The sequence below is a fragment of the Acetobacter garciniae genome (genome assembly GCF_017377735.1).
Lineage (GTDB): Bacteria > Pseudomonadota > Alphaproteobacteria > Acetobacterales > Acetobacteraceae > Acetobacter > Acetobacter garciniae.
This window is the reverse complement of record NZ_JAFVMH010000006.1, coordinates 174,675-197,342: the sequence shown is the minus strand read 5'-3', so window position 1 is coordinate 197,342 and position 22,668 is coordinate 174,675. Positions and strand designations below refer to the sequence as shown.

Sequence of the window (22,668 nt, the reverse complement as noted above, 5' to 3'; positions counted from 1 at the left end):
CTGGGCCATGCCTGTCTGTTTAGGCGTGCCGTGCGGCAAAGAACAGGGTATCTTTGACCGGCACGGCCTGGCTGGCGCTTACAGGCTGCGCGTACAGGGACCGGCGACAGGAACGGATGACGGGGGCCGGGGCGATACGGGATGCGAGCATGACGGCGCAAGAGGCGGTCCAGCAATTTCTGGAATGGATGGCGGTTGAAAAACGGGCCTCCCCTTTGACGGTCGAGGCCTATCGTGGCGACCTGGCGCGTTTCCTGGCGTTCATGGCGGTGCATCTGGATGGCCTGCCGAGCATGGCGGGGCTGGGGGCCATCACCCTGAGGGACCTGCGGGCCTGGCTTGCGTATGAGCAGGAGCACGCGCTGCAAAAGCGCGGGCGGAACAGGGGCGCGCCTTCCACGCCCGACCAGGCGGCGCGCACGCGGGCCCGTCGGGTTTCCGCCCTGCGGTCATTCTTTCGCTACCTGGCACGCCGGCAGGGGGTGGACAATCCGGCCGTTTCGCTGCTGGGCACGCCGCGCACCAAGAAGACCCTTCCGCGCCCCCTGCCCAGGCCCGAAGCGCTGGCAGCCCCCATGGACATTGCGGAACTGGCCCGCACCCCGTTCGAACAGCAGCGCAACGCAACATTGTTCATGCTGCTTTACGGCTGCGGCCTGCGCATTTCCGAGGCGCTGAACCTCAATGTGGGGGACCTGCATTCCGTGGCCTCCGGCGGGGTGCTGCTGATCCGCGGCAAGGGGGGCAAGGAACGGCTGGTGCCGGTGCTGCCGCAGGTGGCGCAGGCCCTTCAGGCCTGGCGGGCCCGGCACCCCGCGCCCGATGCGCAGGCCCCGCTGTTTTTAGGGGTGCGCGGCGGCCGGCTTCAGGCGGCGGTGGCGCAGAAAGCCATGCGCGAATGGCGCGTGCTGTCCGGCCTGCCGGATCATGCGACACCGCATGCGCTGCGCCATTCCTTCGCCACCCATCTAATGGAAGGCGGGGCGGACCTGCGCGTGATCCAGGAACTGCTGGGCCATGCCAGCCTGTCCACCACCCAGCGCTACACCCTGGCGGATGAGGCGCATCTGGTGGATGTCTGGACGCGCGCGCATCCGCGTGCACAATTAGGCGCACAAGCAGGTGCGACATCGGGCAGGGCGGAGAAAACGGCCCCCGCCGCCGCACCCGCAATGGTCCACACGCAGGCAGAAAAGGACTGAACACCGGCATGATCGAGGCATATCGCGCCCCATGGCCCGCCATAGAACCCTATGCGCATGGCTATATGGAAACGGGTGAAGGGCACCAGGTCTACTGGGAAGAATGCGGCAACCCGGCCGGTATCCCCGTCGTGTTCCTGCATGGTGGGCCCGGTGGCGGGTGTTCGCCCGCCCAGCGGCGGCTTTTCGACCCCGCGCGCTACCGGATCGTTCTGTTCGACCAGCGCGGCTGCGGCCGCTCGCGCCCCCATGCCTCGCTCGAGGCGAACACCACCTGGCATCTGGTGGCCGATATCGAACGCCTGCGCGTGCTGTGCGGGGTGGATAAATGGGCGGTATTCGGCGGTTCATGGGGTTCGACCCTGGCCCTGGCCTATGCGCAGGCCCACCCCGAACGGGTGACTGCCCTGATGTTGCGCGGTATTTTTACCCTGCGCCGGGCCGAACTGGCCTGGTACTATCAGGAAGGAGCGTCGTGGCTGTTCCCCGACAAGTGGGAGGACTTCCTGGCCCCCATTCCCCCGGCCGAAAGGGGGGACATGATGGCCGCGTATCGTCGCCGGCTGGTGGGGGACAACGCCGCCGAACGGCTGGAGGCCGCCCGGGCGTGGAGCCTGTGGGAAGGCCGGACCCTGACGCTTCTGCCTTCCCCCGATCTGGAAACCCAGCATGACGAGGCCGATTACGCCCTGGCCTTCTCCAGAATCGAGAACCATTATTTCGTCCATGGCGGCTGGCTGGAGGAAGGGCAGTTGATCCGCGATGTCGGGCGGATCAGGCATATCCCCACGGTGATCGTGCAGGGGCGCTACGACATGGCCACCCCCGTGCGCACGGCCTGGGACCTGCACAAAGCCTGGCCGGAGGCCGAACTGAACCTGGTCGATGCCGCAGGCCACGCCCTGTTCGAACCCGGTATCCTGACAGCCCTGCTGAATGCGACAGACCGCTTTGCCCGGGAACTGGCCCGAGAACCGGGCTGAGCATGCGCGCGCGGGTGTCGGCGGCCATGCGACATGCCCACGAACCCCGTCTGCCGTGTTCTTTCGAGCGTTGCGCGGGGCCTTCAACTTTGCGCGGCATCGGGCGGCGGGTCGGCCATGACATCCGGCGCGATGTTGGGCGGGAGCGCGCACGGAGCGTCACGGCGGGGCGGATAAAGGCTGCCGCATCATGCATCGGGCTGGCTGCCATGCTGGCTCTGTGCGTCGGCTGCTTGCCCGCCCGTGCGGCGGAGGGCTGCCAGCACCTGGTGGCGCGCGTTCCCCTTTATAACGATGCCGGTTTTTTAAACATCGCGGCCAGCATCAACGGCCATGCCGTGCGCATGATCGTGGATACCGGGTCCGAAGGCAGTCTGCTCTCGCCCGAAGCGGCCGCCTTGTTCGATACCCAGCGAGACAATTCGACCCATACGGTGGTGCAGGGCACGGGCGGGATGGGGCGCATCGTGCCCAATGTCATTGTCCGTTCGCTGGCGGTCGGGGCGGTGGAGTTCGGCCCTGTTTCCATGCCGCTGAGCGCGCTGCCCGCCACCCCCCGGACCGAACCGGGCGTGGAAGGGCTGATCGGTGGGGACCTGCTGTCGCGCTTCGATATCGAAATGAACGTGGCGGAAGGGTGGATGGCGTTCTGGGCAGCGCCGGCCCCAACGATGGGCCCAAACATGGGAGCAGCGACGGAGGTAGCCCCGGAGACAGCCACGGGGACCGCGCCGGGGGCTACTCCAGCGGCCGTTATGGGGAGTGTTCCGGGGGCCACCATGGGGGCGGGATGTTCGGGCCCGGTGGGCTGGCGGTATATCTACCGCGCCATCCCCCTTCAGGCCACCGCCCGCAGGCGGGTGATCGCGCAGGTGCAACTGGATGGCTGGCCCCTTCAGGCCCTGGTGGATAGCGGGGCACGCTCGCGGATCGTGGCGGACAGGGCAGCCTTGCGCATGGGTGTATCCCCTCAGGCTCTTGCGCAGGACCCGGGGGGGGTAACAACGGGGGTGGACGGGCACGAACAGCCCTATCGCTGGCATCAATTCCACCTGTTCCAGATCGGGCAGGAACAGGAGCACGCCCCCGTGCTGACAGTCGCCCCCATTCACGACAGGGTGGATATGCTGCTTGGTTCGGACTGGTTCGCAACCCACAGGGTCTGGATTTCGTACAGCACCAGCACGCTGTATGTCATGCCATCCGCCCGGCGGGGCGGCTGATCAAGCCGGATAGCGATTGCACACGGGCCGCCCCGATGGCCTTTCCAGCCAGAAGCCAGAAGCCAGAAGCCAGAAGCCAGGGTGGGGTTCAGCCTGCCCTGGCTTGCGGCAAAGGGGTTCAGCCTTTCAGGCGCTTGTTGCATTCGCTGTAATAGCCGCCACCCTTCTGGATCCATTTCAGGCCGCCATTGGCGTTGTTCGCCTTGTTGGCCTTGTACTGGTCATCGCAGGTCTTGCGGCGGGCCGTGCCAGCGCTGAGCGAGGAATACTGCGATGCGATCGCGGTGGGGAAGACCGCGCCGGATGCGCTGGTCGTCGGGGTGGGGGTGGTTGTCGCGGCTTCCTTGGGCTTTTCAGCGGTCGGGGCCGGGGTGGTGGTGGGTGTTGCACTGGCGGGTGCGGCGGCGGCATCGTCACAGCTTGCGGCCTTGAAGGCCTTGAAGCTCTGGCCGTTCAGCGTGCCGTCGGTTTTCGCGGCCTTGAATTTTTCGTGGCATTCCTTCGCGCTCAGCGCGTGCGCGCCGGGGGCTGCCAACACGGTGGCGCCACCCAGCAGGAGGGACGCCAGACCAATATGCGCAAATAACTTCATGACGACACCTTGTACTGAAATCAAGTGGAACCAGCCCGGGCAAGGCAGACTCGTCTATAACCGCCTTTGTCTTGACCGGTTGCCGATCAGCTTCGAAGGCTATGGTAAAAAAATGAAATGATAAAGGCCCATAAATGCGTGAAAAGAAAAAGGCAGGTCGCGCGGGGAAAAAAGGGGCCGGCAGGCATGCAATGGCCCCCTGTGCGGGCAGGCGGTGCAACAGCCGGGCAAGTGTTTTGTTGCGCTTGAGACACGAGTGAAATAATGGCACGCTGAAAATCAGGCCATGGGCTTGGGCTCGAATTGCGTTGTGTGAGGGGATATCTCATATATGTTTCTATCGTCATCCAGGGCAGTGTCCGCCGCCCGGCGCGCGGGCGGGCCTGCCTGCCTTTCGCTTGCAACAGCTTTTGCGGCCATGGTGGCGGGGAGCGGCCAGGCTTTAGCCGCTGATGCCGCACCCGCGATCGATACGGGCGATACGGCCTGGATGCTGGTCAGCACGGCACTGGTGCTGATGATGACCATTCCCGGCCTGGCCCTGTTCTATGCGGGTATGGTGCGCAAGAAAAACGTTCTGGCAACATTGATGCAGTCCTTCGCGCTGTGCTGCATCATGTCCATCGTGTGGATGGTGGCCGGGTATTCCCTGGCGTTCACCACCGGCACGCCCTGGATCGGCGGGGCATCGCGCCTGCTGCTGAACGGGCTGGGCGAACATATTCACAACGGGGTGGATGTGCCTTTCGTGCTGGGTGCGGATTCCCCCAACGCCACGACCATGACCATTCCTGAGAGCGTCTTCATGATGTTCCAGATGACGTTCGCCATCATCACCCCGGCCCTGATCTCCGGCGCGTATGCCGAACGCATGAAGTTCAGCGCCATGTGCGTGTTTTCCATCGCGTGGTCGCTGCTGGTCTACGCCCCCATCGCCCATTGGGTCTGGAGCCCCATCGGCTGGCTGGCCGGGCTGGGTGCGGCCGATTTCGCGGGGGGCACGGTCGTGCATATCAATGCCGGTATCGCGGGCCTTGTCTGTGCACTGGTTCTGGGGCGGCGCAAGGGGTTCGGGCATGACGATCTGGCCCCCTTCAACCTGACATATGCCGTTATCGGCGCATCGCTGCTGTGGGTCGGCTGGTTCGGCTTCAACGCGGGGTCCGCCGTGGGGGCTGGCGGCCGGGCGGGCATGGCCATGGTCACGACCCAGATCGCCGCCGCCGCCGCCGGTGTGGCCTGGATTGCGATCGAATGGATCCGCGCGGGCAAGCCGACGGTGCTGGGCATTATTTCGGGGGCTGTCGGCGGTCTTGTGGCCATTACGCCCGCGGCGGGCTTTGTGCTGCCCGGCAGCGCGCTGGTGATCGGGCTGATTACCGGCTTCGTGTGCTACTGGAGTGCGACATCGCTCAAGCACATGCTGGGGTATGACGACAGCCTGGACGCCTTTGGCGTGCATGGTGTGGGCGGTATTATCGGTGCGTTGCTGACTGGCGTGTTCGCCTATGGCCCGCTTTCCGCGACCGATGCCAACCCCACCGGCATTGTCGGCTCCGCCCACCAGTTGCTGGTGCAGGCCGAGGCAGTGATGGTGACGGTCGTCTGGTGCGCGGTTGTCAGTTTCGTGCTGCTCAAGCTTGTCGATGCAAGCATTGGCCTGCGTGTGACACCGGACCAGGAACTGGAAGGCCTGGATACCTCCTTGCATGGTGAACAGATCAACGCATGACCTAATGCTCCCTGCCTGCATGGGCAGGGCATGTCTTTACCCGGGCCTCTGTCGCAGTATTGCGGCAGGGGCCTTTTTTATGCCCGCCGTTCATCTGTCGTGAACCCTGCACGCCTTACCCTGCGATGTCGGAGCGGTTCAGGGGGCGAATGGCATGGCCAGTTCGGATACAGCGCAGGGTTTGTCGGCCGGGGGCACAGGCAGGCGAGCCTGCCGGATCTACGATTGTTTTCCTTTCTTCAACGAACTGGAAATACTGGATCTGCGCTTTCGCCTGCATGACCCGTATGTGGATTTTTTCGTGATCGTGGAATCCACCACCACGTTTACAGGCCTGCCCAAGCCCCTGCTTTTTGCCCGGAACCGCGAACGGTACGCAGCCTTCCTGGACAAGGTCATTCATGTCGTGGTGGAGGACACGCCCGACACACCCGATTTCTGGGTGCGCGAACATTACCAGAAAGACCAGATCCGCCGTGCCGTGGCGGGGGCCGACCCACATGACCTGCTGCTGATCTGCGATGCGGACGAGCTTTTGCGGCCCCAGGCCATGGAGCAGGCGGCGCAGTTCGACGGGTTTACGGAATTCGATATGCCCATGTACCAGTTCTACATGAACCTTTGCGCCAGGAAGGCGGGCTGGTCGGCCGCCTATGCGCTCAAACGCCACATGCTCGACGATTTTGCCAACCTGTCCGAAGCGCGTTTCAGCCGGGATTTCCAGCACGCTTTGTCGCAAAAGGGCCAGTTCCAGCGCGTACATGACGCCGGTTGGCATTTTACCCATCTGGGCGGGATAGAAAGGCTGAAAAACAAATACCGGTCCTATTCCCACAAGAACGATCCCTGGCCGCGCGCCATGGCGTGGGACGGTGCGTTTGAGCGGCATATCGCCACAGGGGGCGTGGTGGGCGATTTCCGGGACCGGGCCCGTTTTGTCACGATCGATAAAAGCTTCCCCGACGAAATCCGGTTTAACGCGGAATATTATACAAAAATCGGCTTCCTGAAGGACATGACCGAGGCCTTCGCCCAGCTACAGGACCTGTATTTCGATCTGCGGACCCAATTCGCCCTGAGGGTGCTGCACGAAGACGCGCCCGAGGATATGCTGTTTCGCATAACACCGCAGAATTACCTGAAAATGGCCGACATACACCCGCCTTATCCGCATTGGGATGCTCAAAAAATTGCGCCTTTTGCCGGAACGCTCATCAGTGCCGGGCAGCCTGCCAGCCAGAGTTCGGTCTCGCCCTGGGCTACAGGCAACACACCGCAGGAGGATGCGCAGGGCGGTGTCGATGGTCACAAGGATGGCGGTTTCGGCTTTCATACCCACGAAGAAGACAATCCGTGGTGGATGGTGGACCTGCAAGCCGTGCGGTCGATCCGGGGGGTGCGGCTTTACAATCGCCTTTTCCCTGTCGAATGCATGATCAGGGCCAACCATATTCGGATCGAAATCGGTGACGACACGCAGGACATGCGCCTGGTTTACGCACGCCACGAAAACACGCCTTTCGGCGGGGTGGATGGGCGGGTGCTGGATGTGGTCTTGCACCCCGAACACCATGGCCGGTTCGTGCGCATAAGCCTGCCGGGTTTCAACACGCTGCATCTCGACCAGGTGGAGGTCTATGCACCGTAGCGGGTTTTTATAAAACGACCGGCAGCGTCTCCTGCGAATAATGGCGGCCGAAAAAATCGGTATGATTGGCAACACAGGAATATACCAGGCCGGATTTTTCTGAATCGAAAAATCTGTGTCCGTAATGACGCAGCATGTTATGGATCGCGAACGTATAGGCGTAAGGCCCGGTCACACGCAAAACGCCCAGCCGCCCGGTGCCATACAGTTCGGGCGTATAGTGATCGATCCTGTTCAGAACGGTCTCGATACAGGATGCAAGGAACGGGTGCCCGGCTGCGGCCATGATATGCCATTGCTGGTATTCTCCCCCAGCTACAAAGCCGATTTCCGGCCCCAGCCCCCAACCGCTGAACGCCTGCCCCGGGCCGTTATTCCATTGCGAGAGCAGATATTCGTCATCATCATGGATCAGGCTGTCGAGCGGGCGGTTTACGCTGGATTTAAGGTCCAGATACACGCCACCTAGCTGGTATATGCACAGATATCTGAACAGATCGGCCTTTGCCGCCCCATATCTGGGGTTTATGGCCATGTATCGGCGCAGGATATTCCAGCCGTAATGGTCGTATATGAAATCGTGCCGGGCCTGTTCACCCCAATAGCGGTAACACCATTGCGGGTTCAGGCTTTGAAGATGGACCACGTTGTGGAAAAAAATATCTGGCAGGCAGGGCGAATTTCCGATCTGGTGGATAATTCTGCTGATACGGCGCGCCCGGCGTCTTGTGGGTGGCCGCCGTTCATGCGCATGTACCTGCACGCTGCGCCATGCCTCGTCACGGGGTGTGGTTGTGCGAAAGATTTCCCAGGTTGAAACCTCGTCCCGAAAAGCCACCGCTCCTCCCGGTTCGGCGCAAAGATAATATCCTTCACGATGGATGCAGACCGTTCCCTGTCCCACGTCATGCGGCTGGGCAAGCAGGCCGGCCAAGCCCCTTTGTGTGCGTAGGGTTCCATCGGCCATAAAGACAAGATCGTCCTGCGGTGCCTCATTGAGCAGGCAGTGGAACAGGATACCCGAAGGGGCCAGGCACAGGACCGTTCCCAGATGGGTCAGGATAATCGGATTTTGCGTGGTCTCATACACTGTTTGCTCCAGAAGGGATGCGGCACAGGGGAGGGAGCCGGCAGACAAAAAAAGTTTTGTCGGCTTTGCGGGTTCAGGAAAATTCCGGTTCGGCTTTTGTAATATGCGGCGGGCATCGCGGTACGTCCTGCGCGGGCAGGATAAAATGCCTGCTGCTATCCTGGCTTTGGGTTTCGCGAAAACCGCAGCGCAGATAAACATCCCGGCAGGGGGTGTTGTCCTTTGTTTCGATAAGGCTGGCGGTAATATCGGTCGGTGTTTCAGACATGTCGCGCAACAGGGATACGGTCTGGGCGATGACGAATTCTTCGATCTCCATGCCCAGCACACGGCAGCTCATCACATATTGGACAATCTCCGCCGCGCGCAGGTACAGCACGCCTACCAGCCCGTAGGTCGTGAACCGGTCGGTTACAAAAAAGGCCAGAATGGTGCCGCCTTCGCTGATGTATTGGGAAATTTCCTCGAAATTCCATCGTTTTCCCGTGGTGTTGAACTGGTTGGTCTTGTTTGTCAGTTCCAGCACGCGGCTGAATTCCGGCTGCCGGGTGGATGTGATGGCAAGAAATGAAAGGGTCGTGCCCAATGTTGCCAGAAATGTCTCCCGGTCCATCGTGGTCCGGCTTTCCTCGCGCCGGATCTGCTGGCGTACCATGTCTTCGCGACGGGCTGATTCGTCGCTTATATGGGCGATCTGCGTTTCCGCCGACCACAGCAGGATGCGGCGCGTCAGGTAGGGGTTGCCGCCAATGGCGCGTATGTCCGCAAAGGTCGCCGTGACAGCAGCCCGTTCCACCGGATTGTCGTCAACGAACACCACGCTCTTGGGCTTGATGTGAAATTCGCTGCAGATTTCGGCAATGTTCTGGGTCTTGGGTGCCCAGTTTATCTTGACGCAGGCAAAATCCTCCAGTGCCAGAAACGGCGGATCGACCACTTCGGCCCATCTTTCCTGCACGAGCGCAAGATCGTTCTTGGAACATACCGCTACCAGAATACCGCGTGCACGCAGGAAATGGATGCATTCCCACACGCCCAGCGGCCATCCATCCGTTCGGGGCCAGGGGCGGGTGTCGGGCCGGTAATGTTCGGCGATCTGGCCCCGCCACAGCGTGTTGTCGAGGTCGAAAATAACGGCCTTGACCTGATCGACCTGCCCGATCGTGCGCCAGGCACACAGGACCTGGCGAAAAATACAGGCCACGAAATCCGCCTGCCTGGTCGGGTAGAGCGTGTGCAGCGCGGGAATGGGCTCGTTACGGGGAATAGCCCCGAAATCATCCCAGTCCTGATAGGTTACGGCGCCATGGGCGTAAAAATACACCATGTCATCCAGGACGAAACGCTTGCCGATGGATGATGCCACGGCATCCACATCCATGAGATAGGTGTTGTCGTAATCGGCAATTTTGCGGGCCAGATGGGCATTGAGCTGCCGGACGATGCCACACAGGTCGCCCGCCCCCCCAATGCCGCGCAGGCTGGGGGCGGCACTGCGTTGCGGGACGATAAAGCCCGAGACGAAACTGAGTAGCCCGTGCTGGCGATTATAGCGCATGGCCGCATCCAGCATGACATCGATCACGTCGCATGCGTCATCCACTATGGTTCTTGCAAACTCCGGGTCATTGAAACGCATTCCCTGCACGACCCGGTCTGTCAGGACGGAGCGAAGGGGGATCTGGATATATTGAAAATCGTAGTCCTGCGCGGGGCAGGGCGGGGCCTCTGGCAGGATGCTGACGAAATTATAGGGAATATAATCGAAAGAAGTTTCTGGGTGCCGCGTTCTGAACTGCTCGACATACAAGGCTGTCAGGCACGAACCGATCATGAGCACGCGTGAAGGAATGGTGGGCGTGACTTCAAGATCGGACGGGAACAGATAGGCCGGGTCGCTCAGCCCTGAATGATGTGGGTTCTCGTGCGGGGCGTCTCTCTGCTGTGGTGCGCTTGTCTGGGGGGCGCCCAGGTATGCCCCGGCTGGGTGGGGTGGGGTGTCTGCCGGTTCCTGCGCCAGTTCCTGGAGAATGAAATGCGTCTGGGGAGAAGGCGGGTGGATCAGCAGAAAGGTGAGCAGGCCATCCTTGTCCGTGCTGACGCTGACAGGCCGCCACATCACCCCGCCATTGCAATCCAGAATACGGAAATGCTCCGCCCCGATATCCCAATAGGCTTCGTTGGTGTGCGAATAGCCCTCTATTTCTCCATTCGGGCCGAAGCTGAGGTTTTCCGTCAGGCGTGGACCATCGGCCGGACCGAAGGCGAAACGCCTGCCCGACAACCGGGAGGAAAGAATTTCAAAAACGACATTCTGATCGAAATCCATCGTCGTGTATTTCCGCCTTTAGCCTGCGCGCCAGAGGAAATGATACGGTTATTGTCTTGCTAAATCGTAACCGCGACAGAAGCCCTGACGCCTGACGCCTGACGCCTGACGCCTGACGCCTGACGCCTGACGCCTGACGCCTGACGCCGCGCAGCCATGTGGCCGGCAGGTCGTGCTTTGCCTGCCGCGTTAATATGCGGGGATACAGCGAAGCCGCGGCCTAGGCCCATGGCGGGTGCCGCCACGCGTCATGGACATGATGCAGTTTGCGCTGAACTTAGGGGAGAAGTGCCGGAAATACCCCGTCGGGGTCTGTCACGCCGGATGTGTCAGAGCGCGGCAGTGCCCGTTTCACGCGTGCGGATCCGGATGACACGGTCAAGCTCGCTGACAAAAATCTTGCCGTCGCCAATCTTGCCGGTATGGGCGGAATCCAGGATCGCCTCGATCACCTGGTCCACCAGGTCGTCCGTGGTGGCGATTTCCACCTTGATCTTGGGCAGGAAGCTGATGCGATATTCCGCACCGCGATAAATTTCGTTCTGGCCTTTCTGGCGGCCGAACCCTTTGACTTCCGAAACGGTAAGGCCCTGCACACCCAGCGGGGCCAGCGCCTCGCGAACATCACCCAGCTTGAAAGGTTTGATAATGGCGGTAATCAGCTTCATCTAACCTTCGCTCCGTGCCGCAGGTCGTCTCTATTCCACGCAAAGACTGACATATTTGCGCAGGCCGCGCTAGGGCTTTATGCAACCATGCATCTTCGCGCATCTGGTTTTTCAAGGCGCGGGGGAGCATATAGTAACGTCTTGCCACCCCGTTCCGTGCCGCCCAGGTGCCGGTCCGGGGGCGATATGAATGCGATGAAGGAGCCCGTTACCCCATGCACCAGTCCGCCCATAAGAAAGGCAACACCCTTGCTGGGGGTGAACACGCTGCGGGCACACCCATCGCGGATGTGGATGTCTGTATCGTGGGCGCGGGGCCAGTGGGGGCAACGCTTGCCTGCCGCCTGGGGCGGGCGGGGCTCAAGGTCGCGGTGATCGATCGCCTGGCCCTGGCCCCCATGGAACATCCCGATCTTGACGGGCGCGCCTATGCCATAGCAGCAGGGCCCAAGGAATTTCTCGAAGCAGCCGGCGTGTGGGATTACCTGCCCGAGCCCGCCTGCCCGATCGAGGATATTCTGGTGACCGACGGCAGGCCGGGGGAGCCCGCATCCTCGCTGTTCCTGGAATTCACGCGTGAAGACGCCACCCAGCCCTTCGGGTGGATGATCGGGGCGCGTTCCCTGCGCGTGGCCCTGAACGCGTGTCTGGAGAACGTGCCGGGCGTGCGGGTGCTGGCCCCGGCCGATGCCACCGTGACCCGCAAGGCGGAAGGCGCGCACATACGTCTGGCCGACGGACGCAGTTTTGGCGCGCGCCTGATCGTTGCGGCAGATGGCCGCAAAAGCCGGTTGAGATCGGATGCGGGCATCGGCCTTACCCGCCTGCCTTACGGGCAGACCGCCATTGTCTGCACCATTGCGCATGAATTCCCGCACGATAACAGCGCGCTGGAGCATTTCCTGCCCGCGGGCCCCTTCGCGCAACTGCCGCTGGCGGGCACTGCGGAGCACCCGTACCTGTCCGCCATCGTGTGGAGCGACAAGGACGGTCTGGCCCAGCGCTTTGCCGCCCTGCCGGATGATGTCTTCGCCCGCCAGCTTGAAAAGCGGATGGGCACCAACCGCCTGGGCCATGTCACCCCTGTCGGTCGGCGCTGGACCTATCCTTTGTCCGCCCAGTACGCCCAGCGTTACACGGCCGAGCGGATGGTGCTGGTGGGGGATGCCGCACACGGGATCCACCCCATTGCCGGGCAGGGTCTGAACCTGGGGTATCGCGATATCATCCATCTGGCGGCACTCTTGATCGAAGCCCATGAACAGGGGCAGGATATGGGATCGCCTGCCCTGCTGGCCCGTTACCAGGCAGCGTGTCGCCCGGCCAATATGCTCATGCTTGCGGCAACCGACGCGCTGGACAGGCTGTTCAGTAACGATAATCCGGTTTTGCGCCTGGCCAGGGATATCGGGATTGCGGGGGTGCACCGTATTCCGGCCCTGCGCCGGGCTTTTGTCAGACACGCCATGGGGGTGTAGGAACGGAGGACAGCATGCGCGACCAGGGACGCCCCGCCGTAATGGCAAGCCAGTTCGATGCCAGCAGCACGCTTTGCGCGCCGCAGCTTGGCGTGTTGTGGCAACAGATGACGCAGCAGGCCTGTTCCTGCAACGACCCGCTGGTGCGCGGGCTGCTGGCCACCGGCGTGCGCAGCCATTCCGATTTTGCCTCTGCCCTCGCGGCGTTGCTGGGGCGCAAGCTGGGGGACCGGTCCGTGGCCGCCGCGGCCCTGGGCGAACTGGTGCAGGAAGGCTTCGATGCCGAACCCGATATTGTCTGTGCGGCCGCGGCCGACCTGCTGGCCATTCGCGAACGCGACCCCGCCTGCCCGGATTTTGTAACGCCGTTCCTGTTTTTCAAAGGGTATCAGGCGGTGCAGACCTATCGCGTGGCGCATTGGCTCTGGCACGAAGGCCGCAGGCACCTGGCGCTGCATCTGCAAAGCCGGGCGTCCGAATTGTTCGGGGTGGATATTCACCCCGCCGCCAAGCTGGGCAGGCGCATCCTGTTCGACCATGGCAGCGGCATTGTGGTGGGGGAAACCTCCGTGATCGAGGATGACGTCTCCATTTTGCAGAACGTGACGCTGGGCGGCACCGGCAAGCATAGCGGGGACCGTCACCCCAAGGTGCGCCGGGGCGTGCTGATCGGCGCGGGGGCCAAGGTGCTGGGCAATATCGAAATCGGGGAAGGGGCCAAGATCGGCGCGGGCTCCATCGTTCTCGAACCCGTACCGCCCTTTACGACGGTGGTCGGCAACCCGGCCCGCAAGGTGGGCACGCGCCATGTCGGCAGCATGCCCGCCCTGAGCATGGACCAGACGCTGCCCCCCATCGATTATATCATCTGAACGCAAAGTGCCCTTTACCCGTCCCGATCCGGGATGAGCGCGGTTTCTTCTGGCTTGGGCCGCTTTGCGAACGCATGCCCGGAATGGCTGGATGCCTGCGGGCAGTCATGTGCGGCGGCCCCGACAGGCGAACCCGCGTACCCTGCTAGGTGGCCGGGGCTGTGCCGCCTTGGGTTTCGGCCGACCAGAGCAGGATTCGGCGGGTCTGGTAGGGATCAGCCCCCAATACGCGCAGGCGGGGCAAGGCAGCCTGGGCCAGCGCGCGCCGTGTGGGGCAGGCTTCGACCAGCACGACCTGTTCGGGGGGCACGGCCAGTTCGGTGCAGATCACGGCCATGCTCTCCTGCACGGGGGCCTGATCGATGCGCAGGCAGGCGAAGTCGTCTGGTTGGATGAAGCGGGGTGTGACAATCCGCGCCCACAGCGCACGCATGCTCTCAAAATCGCCTTGCGCGCATAGGGCAACGGCAATGCCGCGGCCTTTCAGCACATGAATGGCCTCCCACACGCCCATTGGCCAGCCGTCCTGGCGGGGGGTGGGGCCATCGGGCGCCATATTGGCCGCTACGCCGCGCCATAAGCTGTTGTCCAGCCCGAACACCACCGCCCGAACCGGATCGTTATGCCGGATGGTCCGCAGGGTCCAGACCATCTGGCGGAACAGGCAGCGCATCAGGCTGGCGCGTTTGGGGGCGTAGGTTGTCTCGATCGCGGGGGTGGTGGCGCAATCATCCCAGTCCTGAAAAAGTGCGCCGTTATGGCTGTGGAAATAGACCGTATCGTCCTGCACGTAACGCTTGCCGATCACCCCGGCCACGCTGTCTACATCCAGTAGCCTGGCCTGCGTATAGCGCGCGATAATACCGGCCAGCGCCATGTTCAGGCTGCGGACGATATCGCCCGGATCGAAAAGCCGCTGTCCCATGGCATGGCCCGCCACGGGCAGGGTGCGCATTTGCGGCACCATGAAATTGGCGACCAGAACCGGAATATTCCCCCATTCGGTACAGGCCAGCAGGTGGGCCATCATGGTTTCCAGCCGGGCCTTGGCCTGCGCCAGGGTAATGGCAGCAAAGCCGGGGGCATTGAAGCGTTCGGCCCAGATAACTCCATCTTCCAGCACGGCGCGCAGGGGGGGCTGAATGACGATGGCGTCGTAATCCGCCAGCGGGGCCTTCGGGTCGGGCAGGGGGGCGGAAAATTCGTATTCCACGTAATCCGAAACCGCACCCGGCAGGTGGGTGCCAAGCTGTTCGTGGCACAATGCTGCAAGGCTTGCGCCGATAAACAATACCCGGCGCAGGACAGTCGGGTGCCGTTCCAGTTCGGGGGGGAAGAGAAACTCCGCATCCGACAGCCCCGCCTCTTCCGGGGGGGCTTCTTCCAGCACAAAGAGCGCATCCTGCGTGGCATGTTCCAAGGCGAAGGCAAGCCGCCCGTCCTTGCGCGGTTCGCGCCGTATCGTGCGCCAGGACAGTGTGCCGGTTTCCGACAGGATCAGGATCTGGTGGTTCTCGATCCGCCAGAAGCGTGCCGCTTCATGCGCATAGCCGGTAATGCGCCCGCTGGGGCAGAGCATGAGCGTGCGGGTCAACGGTGCGCCACCCAGCGGCCCGAAAGCCCACACCCTGTCCGTTACCGGAGGGTGGATGCGTATGGGTGCGCCGCGAAAGGTTTTTGTCTCAAGCATGATCCGGCCCGGCTGGAGCAGTGGCAGGCCCGAAGGCCGGGTCCGTATTCTAGGGGGCGAGTCTTTGCAATTCGATAATGCCCGGGTGTTTTACATACAAAAAACGGCCGCAAGCCAGGGGCCTGCGACCGTCTTTTGTAAAAGGAGAGGCTGAAACCAGCCTCTCCCTTCCTGCTGTCATGAAACGGGCTGGATCAGAAATCCATACCGCCCATGCCACCCATGCCACCCATGTCAGGGCCGCCAGCGGGTGCGGCTTTCTTTTCGGGGCGTTCGGCCACCATGGCTTCGGTCGTGACCAGCAGGCCGGCAACGGATGCCGCATCCTGCAGGGCCGTGCGCACAACCTTGGCCGGGTCGATAATACCGGCTTCGACCAGGTTCTTGTATTCGCCAGCCTGTGCGTCGAAGCCGAAGTTGTAGTCTTCGGTTTCCAGCACCTTGTTGGCGACCACGGCACCGTCTTCACCCGCGTTCAGGGCGATCTGGCGCAGCGGAGCCTGAAGGGCGCGGCGGATGATGTCCCCACCAACGCGCTGGTCGTCATTGTGGTAGTGCAGATGGGCCAGGGCCTTGGTCGCACGGGCCAGAGCCGTGCCGCCACCGGGCACAATGCCTTCTTCAACGGCTGCGCGGGTTGCGTGCAGGGCGTCGTCCACGCGGTCCTTGCGTTCCTTGACTTCCACTTCCGTGGAGCCACCGACGCGGATCACGGCCACGCCGCCAGCCAGCTTCGCCAGGCGTTCCTGGAGCTTTTCACGGTCGTAGTCCGAGGTGGTTTCCTCGATCTGCGCACGGATCTGCTTCACGCGGCCCTTGATGTCGTCAGGGTTGCCGGCACCATCGACAATGGTGGTGTTTTCCTTGTCGATCTGGACCTTCTTGGCGGTGCCAAGCATGGCCAGCGTCACGGTTTCCAGCTTGATGCCCAGATCTTCGCTGATCACCTGGCCACCGGTCAGGATCGCGATGTCTTCGAGCATCGCCTTGCGACGGTCACCGAAGCCAGGCGCCTTGACGGCGGCAATCTTCAGGCCACCACGCAGCTTGTTCACGACCAGCGTCGCCAGGGCTTCACCATCGACATCTTCAGCGATGATCAGCAGCGGCCGGCCGGACTGCACAACGGCTTCAAGCAGCGGCAGGATGGGCTGGAGGGAAGACAGCTTCTTTTCGTGGATCAGGATATAGGGGTTTTCCAGATCCGCCGTCATCTTTTCCGGGTTCGTCACGAAATACGGAGAGATGTAGCCACGGTCGAACTGCATGCCTTCGACAACGTCCAACTCGGTCTGGAAGTGCTTGGCTTCCTCAACCGTGATGACGCCTTCGGAGCCGACCTTCTGCATGGCTTCGGAGATCATCTTGCCGATTTCGGTTTCACCGTTGGCGGAGATGGTGCCGACCTGGGCGGTTTCCGCCGGGGTGGTCACTTTCTTGGCGTTCTTCTTCAGTTCCTCGACGACCACGCCCACGGCCTTGTCGATACCGCGCTTGAGGTCCATCGGGTTCATGCCGGCGGCAACCGCCTTCATGCCTTCACGCACGATGGCCTGGGCCAGCACGGTGGCGGTGGTGGTGCCGTCACCCGCGACGTCATTGGTCTTGGACGCCACTTCGCGCAGCATCTGCGCACCCATGTTCTCGAACTTGTCGGCCAGTTCGATTTCCTTGGCGACAGACACACCGTCCTTGGTGATGCGCGGTGCGCCGAAGCTCTTGTCCAGAACCACGTTACGGCCCTTGGGACCCAGCGTTACCTTGACGGCATCGGCCAGAATATCGACACCACGCAGCATGCGCTGGCGGGCGTCACCACCAAACTTTACGTCCTTGGCAGCCATTGAATTTCTCCTGTGAAGATCGTTCTTAAAGGGGAGTGCGGATCAGGACAAATCAGGCGGAAATCACGCCCAGAATGTCGCTTTCCTTCATGATCAGCAGCTCTTCGCCGTCGATCTTCACTTCCGTGCCGGACCATTTGCCGAACAGGATGCGGTCGCCTGCCTTGACATCAAGCGCAACAACCTGCCCCTGCTCGTTGCGGGCACCCGGACCCACTGCCACGACTTCGCCTTCCATGGGCTTTTCCTTGGCGGTATCGGGAATGATGATGCCGCCAGCCGTCTTCTGTTCGCCTTCAAGGCGACGGACAACTACCCGGTCATGTAAGGGACGAAATTTCGTCATTATGGATCGCTCCACATTCTTTGCTGTGACGGCGCCCTTTATCAGAAAGCAGCGCCATCAGTTTTAACCGCGCGTAACAGAACGCCGCGTCGCGTTAGCACTCCCACCCCGGGAGTGCCAGAACAGGAGATAGGTTCTGGCACTGCGGGTGTCAAGGAACGGGGCCCAGTTTCTTTTTTTGGTCATATCCGGCCAATAATCGGCAAATTGTCGGACCATTACGGGCCTGCACCGGACTTGCTGCAGGCCATGGTCGGCACCAAGGCTGGCTGGTATACCATGTCGCAGGCAAGCCGGCAGGGTGCGCGGTAACGCTATGGGCCGGGTAGTGAGCGGGTACCAGGACGCGGGCCCGGGCCACGATCGATGGTGATGAGAGGGGAGAATGAAATGGGACAGATGGTGACATTGGAGGCGGCGGACGGCCACCGCCTGAATGCCTGGGAAAGCGAAAGCCATGCCCACCCCTATGCGTTGGTCGTGCTCCAGGAAATCTTTGGCGTGAACCATCATATGCGCAGGGTTTGCGACACATTGGCCCAGTCCGGCTTCCATGTGATCGCACCTGCCCTGTTCGACCGAGTCGAACCCGGTCTCGAACTGGGCTACACGTCCGATGACGTAAAAAAGGGCCTTGCGGTCCGCGCCCAGATCCCGCTGGAGAAAACGCTGCTCGACATCGCGGCGGCGGCCCGGGCGCTGCAACCGCGTAAAATCGGCGTTATCGGTTATTGCTGGGGCGGCACGCTGGCCTGGCAGGCAGCCTGCCGCGACATGGGGTTTGACGCCGCATGCTGCTGGTATGGCGCGGGTATTGCCGCGGCCAGCGCGCTGGAGCCACGCTGCCCGGTGCAGATGCATTTCGGCGGGCTGGACGCCACGATCCCGCCAGCGGATATCGCCACCATTCGCGCGGCCCATCCGCAGACCGAACTTTATGTCTATGACGACGCCGATCATGGTTTCGGCTGCGCGGATCGCGCCACATTCAACCCCAGGGCCTATGCGCTGGCGCAGGAACGCAGTATTACTTTTCTCAAGAGCTGCCTGAACCCGTAACGCGCCCTTTGGGGCCTTTGCGGCGCGGGTCTGTGATAGCAAGATATGGGTGGGGCGGATATTCTCATTGACAATCCGGCCCGCACATGAGCGGATAAAGCTTACCTGAAAGCACATATCGTGCGGCAGGAAAGTTGTGTAGAGAAAGACAAGGATTAACTCCGTCCATGCCGAACGGTACTGTCAAGTGGTTCAATGCCACAAAGGGTTATGGTTTTATTGCTCCCGATGATGGGGGGAAGGATGTGTTCGTGCATATCACGGCGGTTCAGGCTGCCGGGCTGCGCGGGCTGAACGACGGCCAGAAGGTCACCTATGACCTGGTGGAAGAGCGCGGCAAGGAGGCCGCAACCAACCTCCAGGCGCTTTAACAGGCGGCACGTCCGCCCGCCCGGCCCCGTTGGGGTCGGCGGGCCTGCTGTGCGTTGGCACCGCAGGCGTGATCTGCATGGGGGCTGCATTGTCCGGCCCCCGGCATACTTGCTTTTTACCTATGGGCTGGCCACAGGCGCTGTCCCATTGCGGTGTTGCAGGTTTTATAGCGTGCGTTCACGGCGCGTCTGTACGGCCCGTGCCTTCACGACGCTTCAATTAAACAAGCCAGGCGCCTGATTGCCCCATGTAATGCGGCTTCCTTGCGCGTGCTTTTCTTATCCTCTGCGTCCTGGCCTATCCCGGGTTTGCTTTCAGCCGCCCTGATCGGGGCTTGAGAGAAAGGCCGTGATGTCACGCGCGGTTTCGGCCAGGCCGGCGCGGTGCACCTCCACCCCTTCGGGAAAAGCCGAAAGCAGGCGCGTGGGCGTGCGGCGGTCCAGCAGAACGAAAACCCCCCGGTCCGACTGGCGGCGTATCAGGCGGCCAAAGGCCTGGCGCAGCCGCAGCCGGGCTATACGGTCGTCGAATCCCTTGGGGTCCCCGCCGGACAGGTGAATGCGCCGCTCCCGGTGCAGAATATCCGGGCGCGGCCAGGGCACGCGCTCGAACACTACCAGCCTGAGCGCATTGCCCGGTACATCCACCCCGTCGCGCATGGCGTCGGTCCCCAGCAGGCAGGCATGTTCCTCCGTGCGGAAAATATCCACCAGCGTGTTGTTGTCCATCGCATCCACATGCTGGGCGTAAAGGGGCAGCCCGCTTTGTTCCAGGTCGGGGGCAATGCGTTCATGCACGCCGCGCAGGCGCGATATGGCGGTGAACAGGCCAAGCCCACCCCCGCCGGAAGCCTGGAACAATGTGCGAAATGCCGCTGAAAGATCGACAATACTGGTATTGTCCACGTCAGAGACGATAAACGCGCGGGTCTGCTGGCGGTAGTTGAAGGGGCTGGCCAGGCTTGCGCGAATGGCGGGGGAGGGAAAATGGTTGGCCCCCGTGCGCGCTTCCGCCGCTTCCCACGCGGTTTCGTTATCCGAATCGGTGCTGTTCGCCTGCTGGTCGCGCAGGGTGGCTGAGGTAATCAGCATGCCATGGGCGGGCAGGGCCATGATCCCCGCAAAGGGAATGGTGGGGTCCAGCCAGTGGCGGTGCAGCCCCACATCCTGTTCCCCCATGCGCTGGCGTTCGCGCCGTTCCAGCCGGATAAAATGCACATGCGACGGGGTTGCCCCCGCCTGGGGTGGCTCGTCCAGGGCCGCTAGCATGGTAATCCATGCATCCAGGCGGGAAATGGCGCGGCGGCGCAGGGCGCGGGTCATGGCTTCGATCCGCCCGCGCGTTGTGGAATCCAGCGTATCGGCTTCGTCCTGCAAGCGGGCCTGCAAACGCTCCGTCAGGGTGCGCAGGGGCTCGACCAGGCGGCTGAGTGCCCGGGCAAGCTGCTGCCCGGCCTCGGCCAGTTCGGGCAGGAGGGGGTGCAGGTCGCATTCCAGCGCGCCGAAAGCATGCTGCTTGCCGCCATCGCGCGTACGGGCCAGCACCTGCTGGCGGAGCAGGCGCAGGAAGGCTTCCGTCGGGTTGGTCATGACCGGCTGTGCGCCGTCCACGGCCGGAAAAAGCGGTGTGCCCGCCAAGGATGCGCCGAATGGGCCCCCACCGGTCGGCGGGATCTGGGGTGCGGACGGGCCTGCCGGAGGTTCCTGCCCTGACATGCCGCTTTCCTGCGGCGGCGTTGCGGGCCTGTCGGCCGGTGTTTCCTGTTCCCCCGCCCCGTTCGCGTCGTCCGAATCCGCTCCGGCGGGGGAGGGGGCGCTACCTGCCGCCAGGCCGGGATGGGAGGGGCGCAAGGCGGGGGCTTCATACGGGGCGATGTCGGGCGGTTCCGCGCTGGGGGGGAGGTCCGCGTCGTTCATGCGGGTCGACCAGCCGGGTGCGGGCAGGGCGTGGGCTGCCATCAGGGCCGCGTCCAGTGGGCTTTCCAGCTTGGGGTGGCCCACCACCAGGTCGTCCAACCGCCGTTTAAGCCCGCGCGCGCGGGAGCGGCGGCCCTCCGCCCCCAGCAGCCAGCGCCGGAGTTCGGCCGTTTCCAGCCCCGACAGTTCGGCGCTGAATGCGCCATCGGCCGCATCGGCCAGGTGGTGGCCTTCATCGAACACGTAGCGCGACGGGGCCGTGGTTTCCGCGCTGTCATCGGCATCGTCACTCATGCCGGCCTGGGCGTAGGCGGCCTGCGCCATGACCAGCGCGTGGTTGGCAATGACCAGATCGGCATCGCGGGCGCGACGAATGGAATGTTCCACAAAGCAGCGCTGGTAATGCGGGCATGCGCCGTGAATGCACTCACCCCGCCGGTCGGCCACGCCGGTCAGGTTGCCCTGGCCGAACAGGTCGCCGAACCAGCCGGGCAGGTCGCCGCCCATCAGGTCGCCATCCGCCGTGGCCAGCGCCCAGCGCGCCAGCATGACCAGCGCTATGGTAATGGCCGCCGGGCGGGAGGCGGCACTGTTCACCGCCTCTTCCATGTTCAGCAGGCACAGATAGTTCTCGCGCCCCTTGCGCAGCACGATTTTCTGCCGGTGTGTGGCGCTGTCGGGGTAAAGGCGGCGGGTTTCCTGTTCGATCTGGCGTTGCAGGTGGCGCGTATAGGTGCTGATCCACGCCGTGCCGCCATTGCGTTCCGCCCACAGGCTGGCGGGGGCGATATAGCCCAGCGTCTTGCCCGTGCCCGTTCCGGCTTCGGCCAGCACGACGGCGGGGTCGCCCTGCACCGCGCGCGGGACGAAGGCGGAGGCCGAAACACTGGCGAAATCGGCCTGTCCGGCCCGGCTTTCCGCCTGCGGGCCCAGCAGTTCAGCCAGGCGCGTGCGTACTTCGGCCACGCTGATGGGGTGCGATGCCGGGGGCGGGCGCTGGGCGGCGTCTTCCCATTTGGGCAGGACGCGCCACACGCGCAGCGCATCGGCGGGTTGCAACGCATCTTCGGGCAGCATGCCGCGCGGTGTCAGCCGTTCGGGCAGGTTCAGCGTATCGGCCACGGTGCCGCTCCACACCCAGCCCGCCTGGCCCAGGCGCAGGCAGAAGGCTGACAGATAGGCGACCTCCCCCCCGTCCTTGCCGCGCTGCATCAGATCGCCCAGCAGGCAGGACAGCAGCCTTGGCAGCAGATCCGCCTCCGCCCCGCCGATCGTGTCGTGATCGAGCCCCAATGCAAGGGCAAGCCCCCGTGGCGTGGGGGCCGCCGTGCGGGCGGGGTGGACAAAGGCGAACAGTTCCAGCAGGTCCAGCCAGGGGCTGGGTTGGCCCGGTGGGGGCAGGCCCAGCCTGCGCGCGAGCGAGGGTGCATGCACCACCAGCAGGGCGGGCATAGTGTGCAGGCGTTCGCGTATCTCGCCCGCGTTCAGGCAAAGCAGTTCGCCGTCTTCGGTCAACAGGGAGAACAGACCCCGATGGCTGACCAGGGCCGGTGCGTCGTGAGCGGAGGGGAAAGAAGGCGACATGGCCTTCCTAGATGGGCCATTCCCGCACGTAATGCCAGAG

Annotated in this window: 18 protein-coding genes; 9 read left to right on the top strand and 9 right to left on the bottom strand. The window is 63.0% G+C overall.

Going from position 1 to position 22,668, the window contains the following annotated elements:
• Positions 1 to 19: 19 nt before the first annotated feature.
• Positions 20 to 151: a hypothetical protein gene (locus tag J2D77_RS17450; protein WP_269142554.1), complete on the bottom strand. Its 132-nt coding sequence runs from the start codon at positions 149 to 151 to the stop codon at positions 20 to 22.
• Between J2D77_RS17450 and J2D77_RS12570 the strand changes: the two genes are divergently transcribed.
• The 3 genes from J2D77_RS12570 to J2D77_RS17320 all read left to right on the top strand — a co-directional run bounded on the left by J2D77_RS12570 (position 150) and on the right by J2D77_RS17320 (position 3,408).
• Entirely contained in the window at positions 150 to 1,202 is a 1,053-nt protein-coding gene (locus tag J2D77_RS12570; RefSeq protein WP_207846653.1) for a tyrosine recombinase XerC, read from the top strand. The two genes, J2D77_RS17450 and J2D77_RS12570, sit on opposite strands and share 2 nt — an antisense overlap.
• Before the next feature lie 8 nt (positions 1,203 to 1,210).
• Positions 1,211 to 2,185 carry a prolyl aminopeptidase gene (gene pip / locus J2D77_RS12565; RefSeq protein ID WP_207846652.1) on the top strand — a complete coding sequence of 325 codons (975 nt, stop codon included), beginning with the start codon at positions 1,211 to 1,213 and terminating at the stop codon, positions 2,183 to 2,185.
• A gap of 209 nt (positions 2,186 to 2,394) precedes the next feature.
• Positions 2,395 to 3,408 (top strand): aspartyl protease family protein, encoded by a 1,014-nt coding sequence (locus J2D77_RS17320; RefSeq protein WP_230975767.1) that lies wholly within the window; start codon positions 2,395 to 2,397, stop codon positions 3,406 to 3,408.
• A 118-nt stretch (positions 3,409 to 3,526) separates the two neighbouring features.
• Here J2D77_RS17320 and J2D77_RS12555 read toward each other — a convergent pair whose 3' ends face one another.
• On the bottom strand, positions 3,527 to 4,000 hold the full coding sequence (locus J2D77_RS12555; RefSeq protein WP_207846651.1) for a hypothetical protein: 474 nt from the start codon (positions 3,998 to 4,000) through the stop codon (positions 3,527 to 3,529).
• Positions 4,001 to 4,418: 418 nt separating this feature from the next.
• On the opposite strand from J2D77_RS12555, the gene J2D77_RS12550 reads away from it, so the two are divergent.
• Both J2D77_RS12550 and J2D77_RS12545 read left to right on the top strand, forming a co-directional pair.
• Positions 4,419 to 5,732, top strand: coding sequence for an ammonium transporter (locus J2D77_RS12550; protein WP_207846702.1), 1,314 nt, complete (start codon positions 4,419 to 4,421; stop codon positions 5,730 to 5,732).
• A 154-nt stretch (positions 5,733 to 5,886) separates the two neighbouring features.
• Entirely contained in the window at positions 5,887 to 7,380 is a 1,494-nt protein-coding gene (locus J2D77_RS12545) for a galactose-binding domain-containing protein (RefSeq protein WP_207846650.1), read from the top strand.
• A gap of 7 nt (positions 7,381 to 7,387) precedes the next feature.
• Here J2D77_RS12545 and J2D77_RS12540 read toward each other — a convergent pair whose 3' ends face one another.
• The 3 genes from J2D77_RS12540 to J2D77_RS12530 all read right to left on the bottom strand — a co-directional run bounded on the left by J2D77_RS12540 (position 7,388) and on the right by J2D77_RS12530 (position 11,467).
• Complete coding sequence (locus J2D77_RS12540; RefSeq protein ID WP_207846649.1) at positions 7,388 to 8,470, bottom strand: glycosyltransferase; 1,083 nt, start codon at positions 8,468 to 8,470, stop codon at positions 7,388 to 7,390.
• A 73-nt stretch (positions 8,471 to 8,543) separates the two neighbouring features.
• On the bottom strand, positions 8,544 to 10,799 hold the full coding sequence (locus J2D77_RS12535) for an HAD-IIIC family phosphatase (protein WP_207846648.1): 2,256 nt from the start codon (positions 10,797 to 10,799) through the stop codon (positions 8,544 to 8,546).
• A gap of 329 nt (positions 10,800 to 11,128) precedes the next feature.
• The gene (locus J2D77_RS12530) at positions 11,129 to 11,467 is read right to left on the bottom strand and encodes a P-II family nitrogen regulator (RefSeq protein WP_207846647.1); all 339 of its coding nucleotides are present in this window, start codon (positions 11,465 to 11,467) and stop codon (positions 11,129 to 11,131) included.
• A 215-nt stretch (positions 11,468 to 11,682) separates the two neighbouring features.
• Between J2D77_RS12530 and J2D77_RS12525 the strand changes: the two genes are divergently transcribed.
• Positions 11,683 to 12,945 carry a UbiH/UbiF/VisC/COQ6 family ubiquinone biosynthesis hydroxylase gene (locus tag J2D77_RS12525; protein ID WP_207846646.1) on the top strand — a complete coding sequence of 421 codons (1,263 nt, stop codon included), beginning with the start codon at positions 11,683 to 11,685 and terminating at the stop codon, positions 12,943 to 12,945.
• 14 nt (positions 12,946 to 12,959) lie between these two features.
• The gene (cysE, locus tag J2D77_RS12520) at positions 12,960 to 13,817 is read left to right on the top strand and encodes a serine O-acetyltransferase (protein WP_207846645.1); all 858 of its coding nucleotides are present in this window, start codon (positions 12,960 to 12,962) and stop codon (positions 13,815 to 13,817) included.
• A 145-nt stretch (positions 13,818 to 13,962) separates the two neighbouring features.
• On the opposite strand, the gene J2D77_RS12515 is transcribed toward cysE, so the two are convergent.
• The 3 genes from J2D77_RS12515 to groES form a co-directional block, all read right to left on the bottom strand.
• Complete coding sequence (locus J2D77_RS12515) at positions 13,963 to 15,507, bottom strand: hypothetical protein (RefSeq protein ID WP_207846644.1); 1,545 nt, start codon at positions 15,505 to 15,507, stop codon at positions 13,963 to 13,965.
• A 194-nt stretch (positions 15,508 to 15,701) separates the two neighbouring features.
• Positions 15,702 to 17,351 (bottom strand): chaperonin GroEL, encoded by a 1,650-nt coding sequence (gene groL, locus J2D77_RS12510; protein WP_207846643.1) that lies wholly within the window; start codon positions 17,349 to 17,351, stop codon positions 15,702 to 15,704.
• 52 nt (positions 17,352 to 17,403) lie between these two features.
• Positions 17,404 to 17,697: a co-chaperone GroES gene (gene groES / locus J2D77_RS12505; RefSeq protein WP_207846642.1), complete on the bottom strand. Its 294-nt coding sequence runs from the start codon at positions 17,695 to 17,697 to the stop codon at positions 17,404 to 17,406.
• A gap of 390 nt (positions 17,698 to 18,087) precedes the next feature.
• On the opposite strand from groES, the gene J2D77_RS12500 reads away from it, so the two are divergent.
• A complete protein-coding gene (locus tag J2D77_RS12500; RefSeq protein WP_207846641.1) occupies positions 18,088 to 18,756 on the top strand; it encodes a dienelactone hydrolase family protein in 669 nt (222 codons plus the stop codon).
• 167 nt (positions 18,757 to 18,923) lie between these two features.
• A complete protein-coding gene (locus J2D77_RS12495) occupies positions 18,924 to 19,127 on the top strand; it encodes a cold-shock protein (protein WP_207846640.1) in 204 nt (67 codons plus the stop codon).
• A gap of 315 nt (positions 19,128 to 19,442) precedes the next feature.
• Here the strand turns inward: J2D77_RS12495 and J2D77_RS17315 are convergent, their stop codons facing one another.
• The gene (locus tag J2D77_RS17315; protein ID WP_230975766.1) at positions 19,443 to 22,628 is read right to left on the bottom strand and encodes an ATP-dependent DNA helicase; all 3,186 of its coding nucleotides are present in this window, start codon (positions 22,626 to 22,628) and stop codon (positions 19,443 to 19,445) included.
• Positions 22,629 to 22,668 lie beyond the last annotated feature (40 nt).

Excerpts from the sequence above, each read along its gene's own strand:
- J2D77_RS17320 (WP_230975767.1), top strand. The coding sequence starts at position 2,395 with ATGCTGGCTCTGTGCGTCGGCTGCTTGCCCGCCCGTGCGGCGGAGGGC.
- J2D77_RS12555 (WP_207846651.1), bottom strand. The coding sequence starts at position 4,000 with ATGAAGTTATTTGCGCATATTGGTCTGGCGTCCCTCCTGCTGGGTGGC.
- J2D77_RS17450 (WP_269142554.1), bottom strand. The coding sequence starts at position 151 with ATGCTCGCATCCCGTATCGCCCCGGCCCCCGTCATCCGTTCCTGTCGC.
- J2D77_RS12495 (WP_207846640.1), top strand. The coding sequence starts at position 18,924 with ATGCCGAACGGTACTGTCAAGTGGTTCAATGCCACAAAGGGTTATGGT.
- J2D77_RS12530 (WP_207846647.1), bottom strand. The coding sequence starts at position 11,467 with ATGAAGCTGATTACCGCCATTATCAAACCTTTCAAGCTGGGTGATGTT.
- J2D77_RS12535 (WP_207846648.1), bottom strand. The coding sequence starts at position 10,799 with ATGGATTTCGATCAGAATGTCGTTTTTGAAATTCTTTCCTCCCGGTTG.
- J2D77_RS12545 (WP_207846650.1), top strand. The coding sequence starts at position 5,887 with ATGGCCAGTTCGGATACAGCGCAGGGTTTGTCGGCCGGGGGCACAGGC.
- J2D77_RS12525 (WP_207846646.1), top strand. The coding sequence starts at position 11,683 with ATGCACCAGTCCGCCCATAAGAAAGGCAACACCCTTGCTGGGGGTGAA.
- cysE (WP_207846645.1), top strand. The coding sequence starts at position 12,960 with ATGCGCGACCAGGGACGCCCCGCCGTAATGGCAAGCCAGTTCGATGCC.
- groES (WP_207846642.1), bottom strand. The coding sequence starts at position 17,697 with ATGACGAAATTTCGTCCCTTACATGACCGGGTAGTTGTCCGTCGCCTT.
- J2D77_RS12515 (WP_207846644.1), bottom strand. The coding sequence starts at position 15,507 with ATGCTTGAGACAAAAACCTTTCGCGGCGCACCCATACGCATCCACCCT.
- J2D77_RS12550 (WP_207846702.1), top strand. The coding sequence starts at position 4,419 with ATGGTGGCGGGGAGCGGCCAGGCTTTAGCCGCTGATGCCGCACCCGCG.
- J2D77_RS12500 (WP_207846641.1), top strand. The coding sequence starts at position 18,088 with ATGGGACAGATGGTGACATTGGAGGCGGCGGACGGCCACCGCCTGAAT.
- J2D77_RS17315 (WP_230975766.1), bottom strand. The coding sequence starts at position 22,628 with ATGTCGCCTTCTTTCCCCTCCGCTCACGACGCACCGGCCCTGGTCAGC.
- J2D77_RS12570 (WP_207846653.1), top strand. The coding sequence starts at position 150 with ATGACGGCGCAAGAGGCGGTCCAGCAATTTCTGGAATGGATGGCGGTT.
- pip (WP_207846652.1), top strand. The coding sequence starts at position 1,211 with ATGATCGAGGCATATCGCGCCCCATGGCCCGCCATAGAACCCTATGCG.
- groL (WP_207846643.1), bottom strand. The coding sequence starts at position 17,351 with ATGGCTGCCAAGGACGTAAAGTTTGGTGGTGACGCCCGCCAGCGCATG.